Origin of the sequence: Myxococcus sp. CA051A (assembly GCF_013336705.1) — a bacterium.
In the GTDB taxonomy this organism is placed as follows: domain Bacteria; phylum Myxococcota; class Myxococcia; order Myxococcales; family Myxococcaceae; genus Myxococcus; species Myxococcus llanfairpwllgwyngyllgogerychwyrndrobwllllantysiliogogogochensis.
Window position 1 is genome coordinate 344,177 of record NZ_JABUMS010000006.1, and the last position, 13,071, is coordinate 357,247.

Consider the following 13,071-nt stretch of genomic DNA (forward strand, 5'->3'; position numbering starts at 1 on the left):
TCCATGTCCCCACGTTTCGAAGGGCTCGCCCGCTGTCTGGGGTTGAGCGTGTTGTGTCTGGGTCTGTCGCTTGGCTGTAACGACTCCGGGAGCGCACCGCGACCGCCTCCCGTAGCGGAGGACACGGTGGACGCGGCGGCCTCCTCGGTGGCGGTGGACAAGCCCACGGGCGTGCTCGCCAACGGCACGGACCAGGCCGCCGTCACGGTGACGGTGGTGGGCAAGGACGGCGCGCGGATGTCCGGGCGCGCCGTGACGGTGACGGTGGACGGCGAGGGAGCTTCCATCGCGGTGCCTCCGGGGCAGACGGGCAGCGACGGCTCGGCGCGTGCGCTGGTGGTATCGACGGCTCCAGGCGTGAAGACGGTGAGGGCGTCGGTCAAGGACGCGAAAGGCCTGACGGTTCCGCTCACCGCCACCGCCACGGTGGAGTTTGTCGCGGTCACCCCCACGGCCTCGCGCCTCGCGTTCCGGCAGGCCCTTCCGGATGGCGTGGCGGGTGTTCCTCTCGCTGGCCTGGAGGTCGTCCTCCAGGACGCCACCGGGGCCACCGTCTCCAACGCCACGGCGGAAGTCACGCTGTCGCTGGCCTCCGTGGGTGTCATCTTCCCGGAGGGCCAATTGACGGTGACGGCGGTGGACGGCGTGGCGCTCTTTCCGGACGTGGTGCTGAAGCGGGCGGGCGACACCTACCAGTTCACCGCGAACGCCCCGGGGCTCGAGCCGGCCACGAGTTCCTCCTTCAAGGTGAACCCCGGCGCTCCGGCGGCCGTGGGGCTGAGTACGCAGATGGAGTCGGCGGTGGCGGGCGTGGCGCGGGATCTCCAGGTGACGGTGCAGGACGCGCACTTCAACACCGTGACGAACTACACGGGCACGGTGGCGCTGACGTCCACGGACGCGGCGGCGAGTCTTCCCGCCGCGCATGTGTACACGCCCTCGGACGCGGGGCAGTTCACCTTCACGGGCATCACCTTCAAGACCGCCGGGAGCCAGCGGCTGACGCTGGATGACGGCACGAGCGCCATCTCGTTCACCCTTCATGTGAACGTGACCGCCGGGCCTCCCGCGCTCCTCGCCTTCACGCAGCAGCCCACGCGCGTGTCGACGCGTGCATCCCTGGGCACCGTGGCAGTCACCTTGAAGGACGCCTTCGGCAACACGGCCCGCGTGAGTACCCCCACGGTGAGCCTGTCGCTCTCGCAGGCGGGCTTCACGCTGTCGGGAACGACGGAGGCGGGTCCAGTCGACGGCGTCGCGACGTTCACGACACTCAGCATCGCGGGCCATGGAGTCGCCCGCCTGAACGCCACCGCGGATGGGCTGCAGGGCACGAGCAGCGCGGACCTCACCGTGGTGGATGACGTGGCGCCCGCGAAGCCGGTGCTGACGCAGACGGCGGCGACGGAGACGGGCCTCACCGTGCAGTGGACGGGCGTGGGCGATGACGGCACCCAAGGGACGCTGACGGCGCAGGAGCTGCGCTACGCCACGTCTCCCATCGATTCTGACGCGGCCTTCCAGGCCGGCACGCTGGTGGCCAGCGGAAGTCAGGTGCCTCCCGGCACCGTGCAGACCGTGACGCTGTCGGGGCTCGCGACGGGCACCACGTACCATGTGGCGCTGAAGGTGACGGACAAGCAGGGCAACACCGCGCGCTCGGACAGCCTGACGGTGTCCACGGCCCATCCAGAGGTGACGCAGTTGGCGTTCGTGACGCAGCCCGCGGACGGCACGGCGGGCACGACGCTCGCGGACGTGCGCGTGGCGCTCCAGGATGCACGCGGTGACGTCGTCACCACGGCCACCTCCGCGGTGACGCTGACGTTGACGGGCCAGGCCTCCTTCCCGGCGGCGACGGTGTCGGCCATCAACGGCGTAGCCACCTTCCAGGGGCTGCGCGTGGACACGGCGGATGCCTTCACGTTCACCGCCACGGCGGGAGCCATCAGTCAGCAGAGCCAGTCCTTCACCGTGCGCGCGGGGCCGGTGTCGAAGCTGGTGCTGTGGCAATTCTCGGCGCCGGTGGATGCGGGCCAGGCGCTCGAAGCGGGCGTGTCGCTGACGGACTCCTTCGGCAACCTCGCGCGGGACTACGCCGGCACGGTGCACTTCACGTCCTCGGACGCGCAGGCGGAGCTGCCTCCGGATGCGACCTTCACCTCGGCGGACCAGGGCCAGAAGTTCCTCACCGGACTGGTGTTCAAGACGGCGGGGACGCAGTCCCTCACCGCGACGGACACCGTCACCTCGGACCTCTCCGCCACGGTGGACGCCGAAGTGCGCTCCATCGCCGCCGCGTCCTTCGAGGTCATCGCGGGCGCGGGGCCGTTCGTCGCGGGCCAGACGCAGAGCTACGAGTTGGTGGCGCGCGACACCTACGGCAACGTCGCGACGGGCTACGCCTCCACGGTGACGTTCTCGTCCTCGGACGCGCAGGCGGTGCTTCCCGGCGCCTACACGTTCACCCTGGCGGACGCGGGGCGGCACGTATTCAGCGTGGAGCCGCGCACCGCCGGTGACCAGGAGGTCATCGCGGAGGACGTGGTGACCGCGACCCTGAGAGGCACGCACACCTGGTCCATCGTTCCGGCCGCACTCGACGCCCTGGCGTTCGTCTCCGCGCCCACGACGGGCTCGGTGCGACAGGCGCTGGCGGACGTGCAGGTGGCGCTGCGGGATGCGTACGGCAACACCGTGACCGACGCCGAGACCGACGTGACGTTGTCGCTCACGGGTGGAAGCTTCACCCAGGGTTCGCCCACCCGCACCCCGGTGGACGGCGTGGCGACCTTCGCCGGCCTCATCGTGGTCGACGAGGGCACGTATCGGTTCGAGGCCAACGCGGGCAGCCTGCCGCCCTCCTCTTCCGCGGACCTGCTCATCTCCGACACGGTGGCGCCTGCCGTGGCGACTGGCTTCGCGACCCATGTGCTTTCGGGTACCAGCATCCGCCTGGACTGGGCGGCCCCTGGCGATGACGGCGACCTGGGCACCGCGACGCGGTACGACCTCCGGTACGCCACGGCGGCCATCACCGAGGCCACCTTCGAAGCCGCCACGGTGGTGACGGGGGTGAGCGCTCCCCAGGCCCCGGGCACGTCGGAGTCCTTCACTGTCTCCGGCCTGGAGGTGGGAACGACGTACTTCTTCGCCCTGAAGACGTTCGACGGCGCGGGCAACGGCAGTGCCCTGACCACCGCGAGCGCGAGCACCACCAATCCCTGTGATGACTACGTCTGCACTCCGCCGGCCCCGACCTGCGCGGAGGATGGCACGTCCCTGGAGGTGTACCCGTCGATGTGCGTCATCGTCTCAGGCCAGCCGACCTGCGAGCTTGGTGAGTTGGAGCTGCAGGCCTGCCCTGGCGCGGACGCCGTCTGCCATGCGGGCGCGTGCGCCAATGCGCCGCATCCGGGCGCGGGTGAGCTGGCCATCTTGGAGGTGATGCACTCCCCGTCCACGGGCACCACGGAGTACGTGGAGCTGACCAACACCAGCACGAAGCTGTTGGACCTGAATGGCATGTCGGTGAGCTTCGTGGACGGCGTGGGCACGGCCACGACCTTCACGATGAACCATGGACACGCGCTGGTGGTCGACCCGGGTGCGAGGGTGGTGCTCGCGCAGAACGCGAACTTCGGGACCAACGGCGGCGTGTTCGCGAACCACGCGTACGGCACGAACGTGCACCTGGACAATACCGGGTCCATCACCTTCACGCAGGAAGGCACCCCGGTGGCCAGCCTCCAATACACGAATGCGTTCCCGCAGACGGTCGGCCGCGCGATGAGCCTCGCGTCCAGCATCGTGGGCACGGCGGCGGCTTCCAAGCCCTGGTACTGGTGTGACTCGACCGGCGTCCTCGAGGGCGGCGACCGGGGCACCCCTCACGGGGCCAACGACGAGTGCGGGATGAACGTCGAGAAGCCGGTGAACTACTGCGCCATCCAGTACCCGAAGACGTTCCCGACCGGGGATGGCACCTACCCGGCGAGCATCCTCGCGTTCGACCCGTATGACATCTACAGCCAGTTCTACAGCTTCGATGTCACGACGCGAAACCAGACGGGCAACGACTTCTACCCGCGCATCGAGGCGCAGCTTGGCTTTGGCACGGATGCGACCGACCCCGCGGGCTGGACGTGGACGTCGGCGGATTTCAATGCGAGCTACAACCCTCCTGGGTCCAACAACGACGAGGTGAAGGCCGCGCTGAGCATCCCCACCCCAGGCATGTTCCGTTACGGCTTCCGCTATCGCTTCACGGACGCGGGCGCGCCGTGGACGTACTGCGACCAGAACGGCGTGGCCGTGCCTCCCGCCGGCACCTACGGCTCCGTGACGGTGCTCGCGGGGCCGCAGACGGACCACGTCGTCATCAGCGAGTTCAGCGGAGGAACGACCGCGAACGCGCGCGATGAATTCGTGGAGATCTACAACCCGACGAGCGCGGCGGTGGACCTGTCCGGCTGGCAGCTCAGCTACAAGTCCGCCACCGGCACCAACTACGGCACGGCGTACACCATCCCCGCTGGCAAGAGCATACCGGCCCACGGCTACTTCCTGCTGGGCGGCACGGCCTACGCAGGGGCGGTCACCGCGGACACGACCCACAACATCGATTCGTCTTCGTCCACGACCGGGGGCGGTCACATCCGCATCCAGCGCCTGTCGGGGACGGTCTACGTCGACGTGGACCGGCTGGGCTACGGCACCGGGAACGCCCCCGAGGGCACCGCCGCGCCCTCGCACCCTGCCTCCGGTGGAAGCCTGGAGCGAAAGGCCGTCGTCTCCTCCACCACCGCCGTCATGGCCGTGGGCGGCGCGCACGCCACGCGCGGCAACGGGCAGGACACGGACAACAACAGCGCTGACATCGTGACTCGCGCCTCGCGGCAGCCGCAGAACTCCACCAGCCCGGTCGAGTTCTTCCACTGACAGCAAGGACCGGAGGTGCCCTGGACGCCAGGGCACCTCCGCGTGTGTCCGTCGGAAGTTTGGCCCAGTGACTTCCGTCGGAACTGGCCCTTCCAGGTGGCCAGCGACGCGAGAATCTCCCCGGCAGCTCACCAGGCCCGGGAGACCTCATGACTCGCGAACCGTCCATCTCAACCCCCGCCGTCGCCACCGACCGCATCCGCGAGGAAGGGAGCGCGGCCCCGGTGGCGGCCCATGGAACACCCATCCCGAGTCTTGACCGGGTGGGAGTCCTCTACGCGCGGCTCGCGCTCGGGGCCGCGTTCCTGTCGGCGGTCGCCAGTCGCTTCGGCGTCTGGACGGGGAACGTCGGTCTGGCGAGGTTCGACAACTTCATTCGCTACACGGCAGAGGTCAACGCGTTCATGCCCGCGTCGACCATCCCATTCCTCGCCTGGTCCGCGACCGCCGCCGAGCTGTTCCTGGGCACCGCGTTGGTCCTCGGGCTCTGGCCACGCCGGGTGGCCCTCGGCAGCGCCCTGCTCCTGGCGATGTTCGGTACGGCCATGGCCGTCTCCCAGGGACTCAAGTCACCGCTGGACTACTCGGTGTTCTCGGCCTCCGCGGGAGCACTCCTCCTCGCGAGCGCGGCTCGCGGGACCGGGCACCCTCGTTCAAGTCCGCCTCGCGGCTGAAAGCCGGGCTTCACCCAGCCGTCCGCCCACCCAGGCGCACGGCATCACCGTGGCGATGAGCAGCAGCGGATACCAGGTGGGGCCAAACTCGGGACCTTTGCCCCATGTCGCCACGGCGCCCAGGGTGCTCAAGGCCAGCCCCACGACACCGAGCCACAACACGTGGCGCATCGGCCTGTCCGGCGCGAGCCTCGCCGTCACATAGAACCCGAGGATACCGAAGACGACGCGGTACGCCGTCGCCAGCCCGAAGAGCGCATCCGACATGGGCTGCCCCACCGGGGGATAGATGCCCGTGGCATGCAGCACCGCATCCGTCCCCGTGGAGAGCAGGGCATTCACGAGCAGCCCCGCGAGCACCGCACCCACGCTCCGGGCGACGCGACGGGCGGGCCGCCCCGTCCCCGTGACACCCGAGTCATTTCTCACCGCCACCTGGGACACATCCGCCTCGACCGACGCCTTCGCTCGCATGCGCAGAACCTCCGACCTCGAATCCGCTTTCAATTCGAGGTCGGAATGGGCCGCGCGAATTCGACATCCCCGCGCACGAATTCCGCCCCTTCGAGGGGCGCTTGCCTGACGGACCTTGGCCCGCCCCCCTGGCCGGTCAGCTCATCTTCTCCAGGAGGGCTCGCAGCTCCGCCTGCTGTGCGGCGCTCAGCCGCCCGAGCTTCTCGCCGAACGCCTCGGAGAGCAGCGCGGTGCCCTGCTGCATCACCTTGCGGCCAGCCGGGGTGAGCTGCAGCCGGTGCCGCCGCAGGTCCTCGGTGTCAATTTCACGGCGCAGGAAGCCCGCGGCCTCGAGCCGCTTCACGTACAGCGTCACCGACGGCTTGGGGATGCAGAGGGATGCCGCCAGTTCGGCCGGATAGGGGTGGGCGTCCACCTCCGCGAGCACGAACAGCTCCTTCGTCTCGAGCCCCAGTGCGGTGATGTCGGAGGCGACACTGGAAATCACCGCCATCAACAGCCGGTGGTTGAGCGACCAGATTCTCGCCGCGTCGATTTTCGCCATGGCACCTTGCGCGGAAATTGGTTCAACATTAATCCAATTCCATCTTGAACTAATTCGTCGTCCCTACAATGTAGCACGCCCCTGGAGCCGTCCATGCCTCTCAACCACTACGTGACGCTCGGCCGTTCAGGCCTGCGCGTGAGCCCGCTGTGCCTCGGTGCCATGACTTTCGGTGAAGACCTCGGTTGGGGGACGAGCGTCGAGGAATCCCAGCACATCATCGACCGGTACATCGAGCTCGGCGGCAACTTCATCGACACCGCGAACTTCTACACGAAGAGCCACTCCGAGAAGATCATCGGCGACCACGTCGGGCGCCACCCGGCGCGACGGGACAGGCTCGTCATCGCGACGAAGTTCAGCGGCAACCTCTACCCGGGGGACCCGAACGGCGGTGGCTCGGGCCGCAAGTCCATCATCGCGGCGTGCGAGAACTCGCTGCGCCGGCTGCAGACCGACTACATCGACCTCTACTGGCTGCACAACTGGGACATCCACACGCCCATCGAGGAGACGATGGCCGCGCTCGAGGACCTGGTCCGGGCCGGCAAGGTCCGCTACCTCGGCGTCTCGGACACGCCCGCGTGGAAGATTGCCCAGGCCAACGTGATGGCGCACTTCCGGGGCTGGTCTTCCTTCATCGGGTTGCAGATTGAATACTCCCTGCTGGAGCGCAGCGTCGAGCAGGAACTGGTGCCCATGGCGCTCGAGCTCGGGCTCGGCATCACCCCGTGGTCCCCGCTCAAGAGCGGCGCGCTCAGCGGCAAGTACACCCGAGCGAACGCCGGACAGCAGAAGGGCGACCGAGGCGCCTTCCTGGACCCGTACCTGAACGAGAAGACCTACGCCCTCATCGATGCGCTCGCGGCCATCGCCCGCGAGCATGGGAGCACCGTGGCGCGCGTGGCGCTGGCCTGGGTGCAGGCACAGCCGGGCGTGAGTTCCACCATCATCGGAGCGCGGCGGCTGTCGCAGTTGGAGGACAACGTCGGCGCCCTCGAGGTGAAGCTGACGGCGGAGCAGCTCGGCCGCCTCGACGCGCTCACGAAGCCGACCTTCGGGTTCCCCCAGAGCATGCAGCCCATGTTCCCCAGCATCCACAATGGAGGCACGACGGTGAACGGCGTCTTCGCGGAGGCGTCCGGCTTCGGCGTGGTGAAGGGCGACAAGCCCTACTGAGGGGCCAGCGTGTGAGCCGACATGGCGCTCAGCCCACCATGTCCGTGGACATGAACGCCAGGAGCAGCTGGATGAAGTCATCCCAGCTCCCTGGCGACTGCTCCCACTGCTGGAACTTCAGGTAGAGCGTCACGGCGTTCTTGTTCTGATTGCCGAGCCCCTGGGCCGTGGTGTCGAGGTCCAGGTTCGCGGTGTCCGCCAGGTCCTCCACGATGCTCACGGCCTCCTGGAGCGAGGACGCCTCCTCGAGGACCTCGGTGTAGGTCTGAATGATTTCGTGGACCAACTGCCCGACGGCCTTGCCCCATTGGGGCGGAGACTTGATGGACTTGAACTCCTCGATGAGCCCACTCAAGGGGTTTGACGAGGAGACAGTCAGGTTCGAGTACTTCGCGGCGAGCTCATGGAGGGAATGAGCCAGCGCGCCAATGGCGGAGTTGGGGGTGCCTTCCGCGAGGAAGAGGTTCTTGGCGTTCTCGTTGAGGGTGTAGAGGATGGCCGAGGCGAGGTGTTGTTCGTTCTTGAATTTGCCATTCAGCCCCAACGCCGAGGCCAGTACCTCCAAGTGCTTCCCGCCCGCGTTGTTCTGCTTGACCGCGGCGTTCCAGACGGCCCGCAGCAGGTGCTGGGGGATGACGTGACGCCGATGCATCCAGACGCCGCTGATGTCCTTGATGCTGGGCATCGAGTTCTTGAAGTCCTGCCGGAAGTTGATGCGGCACGTGGACTGGAGGCTTTCGTCAACGAGGTACTTCGCCTTCCGCGCACGCACCGAGGCCAGCAGGGCCTTGCGAATCTCATTGGACTGCCGCGACAGGTTGTTCTCCCCACAGTAAGGGCAGTGCTGGGGGGCTGACTGCTCGATGCTGTAACAGATCATACAACCACAGATCAGACAGGCCAGCCCGATCGCCCCCACGTTCTTCTCGTCGGCTTTGACAAGCTCGAAGAGACCCTTTCCACAGAAGGGACAGCGCGAACTCTTGTGCCGGGTATCCGAGGCCCAGAGATTGAGGCAATCAAAGCCCTTGCACTGATAGATGTGGAAGATCGTCTGTTTTTCGATGCGCTCTTCCCGGGAGAGGGTGACCTTCGGGGACTGGATGACGACGGTCTTCTTGGGCGTGATACTCTTGCTAGGGGCCTTGAATGGCTTGAAAGGGCTGGAGGTCGTGACGGTGGTGACGACCTCCATGTCGAGATCCGGATCCTCGTATACCTGGCTGCAACTGCCGCAGCACTGCACGGACATGCCCGCGACGTAATCCATCTTGGAGTTACAGCCCGTACAATTGTAGCGCGAGAGCTTCGGGAGGTTATCCGGAATGTCTTCCAGGAGCATGAGCCAGTTGGACTGCTCGCAGTAGGGGCAGACACTGCTCTTCTTCGATGAGAACCAGATCAGCTCGCACTTCCGACACCCGTAGCAGTTCATGCGGAAGCCCCTTGAGAGACGCCGCCGCTACAGCAACCGCCATGCCAGGGGTCCTGCCACGGGAATGCCCGTTGTCGGGGCGGAGCGTTGCGTTCCAACGCGCCCAGCCTGCGTTCCGCCAGGACGCGGAAAGCCCCCGGTGTCAGGGAAGTCGTCGCCTCGGGCGACCTGCCGAACCGACGACCTCCGGGGTGCGTCCGCCGCTACAACTCGTTGACGATGACGAGCCCGCGCACCGAGTCCACGAGGTACACGTAGCCATCGCCGGGGATACGGACTCCGTAGTTGCCCTCGAAGACGCCATGGCTTCGTCCCGGGTCTGTCTCCCGGAAGGTGTTGAAGTGGGCGACCTGTCTCGGCTGGGTGGGGTTCGAGACGTCCAGGACGCGCAGGCCCTCGTGGTACCAGGCGACGTAGAGCAGTTGGCCCCGCAGCAGCAGGTTGTGCATGGACACGACGGGCCGCATGCGGTGGGTGCCGATGAGGACGATGTTCGCCGGGTCCGTCACGTCGAGCACTCGCACGTGGGAGCCATTGAACTCGCCGCCCTCGAAGGCGATGGTGCGACCCGCGAAGGTCCCCACCGCGCTGTGGTGCGCGTAGCTGATGGCGTCGGGCCGGAAGTAGTCCCCCAGGTGGCGCACGTCGTTCAGGTCGGTGATGTCCATGATGGAGAAGCCCGACTCGGCGTTGCTGATGTAGAGGCGGCCCTGGTAGGCGAAGACGTCATGGGGACCGCTGCTGAAGCCTCCCGGCGTCGGCGTGACAATCTGGAGCAGCGTGGGCTCCAGGGGTTTGGAGACGTCGTAGACATAGGTCCCCGTGCCCGGAGCGTTGGCGTAGAGCCGGTCCGCGTCGACGAGCACGGTGTGGACGGTGTGAGGGCCCTCGGCTCGGCGCACGAACACGGGATTGGCCGGGTCGCTGATGTCGAAGATGACGAGCCCGGAGGAATTGCTGGCGATGTAGAGCGCATCTCCCCTGGCCCAGACGCCGTTCCACGACGTGTCGCCAGCAAGGCTCACCGTCTTCTTCAGGACGGGGTTGCGCCGGTCCCTCACGTCGAAGACGCTGAGCCCGCCCACCCGAGGCGGACCATCCAGCGAGACGACGTAGGCGTGCTCCTTGGCGACGAAGAGGTCCGCGGGCCTGCCGACGGAGGTGGCGGCCTCCGACATGAGCGAGAGGCCACCGGAGGACTCGCCCTCTCCGGCCGCCCAGGTCATGCGATGGGCCACGAAGGTCCCGAGCGTCTTGCCGAACCGCGCGTCGCTGGAACACGACACGTAGCAACCCGTGATGACGCCGGGCGACGGAACATGGCAGCCGGCGAACGAGGCGGTGGTGATGATGTCGCCCTCGGGAGTCGCAAGCGCGCGTCTTCCCGTGAGGAAGAACGTGCCGCCTTCCGTCACCCGGGCGATGACCGGCCCGCTGCCCAGCGCGTCCGGGGTGCCGTCGTCGTGGAGCCCGATGCTGATGGCGGAACGGGAGACCGTCGTGGTGGTGGGGCGGTTGGCGCGAACGCGCATCTCCCCTCGGAGGTTGACCTGGTAGATGCCCCGGCCCTCCACGCCGGAGAGTTCCTGGGCGGAGCAACTGGATGAATCAAAGGCCGTGAGACTCTCGCAGAGGAGCGGATCGAGGCTCTCCGGATTGATGAACTGGCACGCGTCATAGCGGCCCGTATCCACCCAGTCGCCCAGGTCCTCGAGCGCGGTGGCGGTGCCGTCCCACGGTGGAGGCCCGGCGTCGGGGGTGCCCGCGTCATCGGGCTGAGGGCCGGCGTCAACGCCTGGGGCGGAAGACCCACCGCAGGCGGAGAGCAGGGCCGGGAGCAGGACGCAGAGAGAGCGCCATGCTCCCGGGGAGAGCGAAAGAGTCTTCATGAGGAGCCTCGGTGACGTAGCCATCCACGAAGGCGTGGAGGGTCATCCCCGATACGGCGAGGGAGGCGCCATGTTCCCCAGCGAGCCGCCGATGCTTGTCATCTGGCAACGGAACCCCCGCCAGCACGCCGCGCTGCCCTCACCTCGAGCCTCTTTGGTCCTCCCCTTGCACTTCAGGTGGGGACTCGGGCACCGACGGAGACAGGGCTCCCCGGGATCCTCCAGGTGGGTATAGGGCATGTCCCCTCCTTCCAGCCCAACAGGGGCGGAAGGAGGGCGCGAGACATGGGTGACGGGGGCTACCGGTAGAACCGGAGGTTGCAGATCTGGGACTGGGTGGTGACGCCCGGGAAGGTCCCCGAGAGCGAGAAGCGCAGGTAGCGCGTACTGAGTCCACCTCCGGGCTGCAGCCTGTAATCCCTGACAAGCGCCTGGTTGGCGGCGTAGGTCAGCGTTCCGCTGTCGGTCGTGGTGTAGGTGCTTTGGTTCGCGCTGATGCCCAGGGACCAGCTGGGCGGATTCGACGCACCGAAGAGGAGCTCCATTCGCTTGACCAGATGCACCTGGCCCAGGTCGACGTACACCAACTGCTCATTGCCGTTGTTCGTGTACCAGCAGGTCCCCGGGTCGGCATCCGTCGCCTTGTAGGCCGTGCTGGGGTTGATGGAGGCATGCGTGAACGAGACGGGAATCAGGTACTCGACGGCGGGGGCGACGAAGAAGGGAGCCGTGACTCCGACGCTGCCCGCGCCTCCCTGCTCCACGACCCTGATCATCACGTTTGAGTTGCCCCATCCACCCGTGTAGAAATTCCAGCTTCGATTCGTATACGCCCAGGAGGAATCCTCACCAACCTTGGTCCACGTGAGGCCGTCGTCGCGCGAGGCGTAGTAGTCGACGTTCAGGGGCGTGGGGAAGGTCCAGTGGATCGTAACGTTGACGCCATCGAGGATGGGCGTGGGCAGTGACGGCGTGTCGACGTCAATCACATCCGTGACGGTCAGCGTCACCGGATTGGAGACGACGGTCTGCTGGTAGGCGTCCACGACCCGCCAGTGGGAGACCCTCCGCTGGCTGCGGTGGTCGATAGGATAGAGGTAGTTGTTGGTGATGGTCGCGACGGTCTGCCAGGAATTGGGCGCCTGCTCTGTCGCGCGCTGGAGGAGCAAGGTGTCGCCTCCGCCGCTGATGGACAGGAATGGGTGCTGGGAGCCACGGGTGACCACTGAGACAGGGAGGGAAAGGATGGGCTTGCTGATGGGATTGGTGACCCAGATGGGCGCCATCACGACGTCGGCATTCTCCCAATTCTGCCGGAGCGTGACGACGTAGATGGACTCGTACGGCGTCAGCGAGAAGACCTCCTTCAGGTTGATGAGATGCTCATCCTCGTAGGTAATCTCCTTGATGGGGGCGTCGGGCTGGAAGGGACTCCAGACCTGGAGCACCGTCCACTGGTTGCCTCCGCCGGTGCCATCCTTGGTCGTCCCCCACACGGTGAAGTCCAGGCGCCGCTCGGTGGGGCTCAGCGCGAACTCGGAGCCCATGGGACGGCCGTTGGCCATGAAGAAGCCGGAGGCAGGCGGCAGGGCCGTGCGGAACACCGAGCGGTTGCGCAGCGCGGTGAGGAAGTTCTCGTAGTTCCACGGCGTACCGGGAGGCAGGACGACACCGGCGCGGCCCTGGGCCGTGTCGAAGCCTTGGATCTTCTCGCGAGGCACACCGGGCTCATCGATGTAGGGCAGCACCCAGGAGCCGTCCGGGTTCTGCGCCTGGAATTCGGAGCCCAGTTGCGCGCGGACGGAGGCGTGCGCGTCGGTATTGGAGACGGGGGCGACGCGGAAGCCGCGCCGCAGCAGCTCGAAATACTTGGGGAGCCCGTTGTACTCGGCGAGTTCGACGGCATCTCTCACCTTCTGGCGTCGGTCCGGCGCC

The 13,071-nt window shown here is 67.2% G+C and carries 8 protein-coding genes; 3 read left to right on the forward strand and 5 right to left on the reverse strand.

Features of this window, described 5'->3' with window-relative positions; all coding sequences use genetic code 11:
* The first annotated feature begins 3 nt into the window (after positions 1-3).
* Both HUA74_RS19810 and HUA74_RS19815 read left to right on the forward strand, forming a co-directional pair.
* Entirely contained in the window at positions 4-4,941 is a 4,938-nt protein-coding gene (locus tag HUA74_RS19810; protein WP_174455752.1) for a lamin tail domain-containing protein, read from the forward strand.
* Positions 4,942-5,090: 149 nt separating this feature from the next.
* Positions 5,091-5,615, forward strand: coding sequence for a DoxX family protein (locus tag HUA74_RS19815; protein ID WP_174455753.1), 525 nt, complete (start codon positions 5,091-5,093; stop codon positions 5,613-5,615).
* On the opposite strand, the gene HUA74_RS19820 is transcribed toward HUA74_RS19815, so the two are convergent.
* Together HUA74_RS19820 and HUA74_RS19825 are read right to left on the reverse strand one after the other, a co-directional pair.
* Positions 5,595-6,089 carry a hypothetical protein gene (locus HUA74_RS19820; protein WP_254624152.1) on the reverse strand — a complete coding sequence of 165 codons (495 nt, stop codon included), beginning with the start codon at positions 6,087-6,089 and terminating at the stop codon, positions 5,595-5,597. The two genes, HUA74_RS19815 and HUA74_RS19820, sit on opposite strands and share 21 nt — an antisense overlap.
* 136 nt (positions 6,090-6,225) lie before the next feature.
* Entirely contained in the window at positions 6,226-6,633 is a 408-nt protein-coding gene (locus tag HUA74_RS19825; RefSeq protein ID WP_174455754.1) for a MarR family winged helix-turn-helix transcriptional regulator, read from the reverse strand.
* Between the two features lie 93 nt (positions 6,634-6,726).
* On the opposite strand from HUA74_RS19825, the gene HUA74_RS19830 reads away from it, so the two are divergent.
* Positions 6,727-7,812 carry an aldo/keto reductase gene (locus HUA74_RS19830; protein WP_174455755.1) on the forward strand — a complete coding sequence of 362 codons (1,086 nt, stop codon included), beginning with the start codon at positions 6,727-6,729 and terminating at the stop codon, positions 7,810-7,812.
* Between the two features lie 28 nt (positions 7,813-7,840).
* Here the strand turns inward: HUA74_RS19830 and HUA74_RS19835 are convergent, their stop codons facing one another.
* The 3 genes from HUA74_RS19835 to HUA74_RS19845 all read right to left on the reverse strand — a co-directional run.
* The gene (locus tag HUA74_RS19835; protein ID WP_174455756.1) at positions 7,841-9,247 is read right to left on the reverse strand and encodes a hypothetical protein; all 1,407 of its coding nucleotides are present in this window, start codon (positions 9,245-9,247) and stop codon (positions 7,841-7,843) included.
* 203 nt (positions 9,248-9,450) lie between these two features.
* Positions 9,451-11,136 carry an LVIVD repeat-containing protein gene (locus tag HUA74_RS19840; RefSeq protein ID WP_174455757.1) on the reverse strand — a complete coding sequence of 562 codons (1,686 nt, stop codon included), beginning with the start codon at positions 11,134-11,136 and terminating at the stop codon, positions 9,451-9,453.
* A 299-nt stretch (positions 11,137-11,435) separates the two neighbouring features.
* Positions 11,436-13,071: hypothetical protein (locus tag HUA74_RS19845; protein WP_217440693.1), on the reverse strand; the 1,636-nt coding region annotated here is incomplete at its 5' end.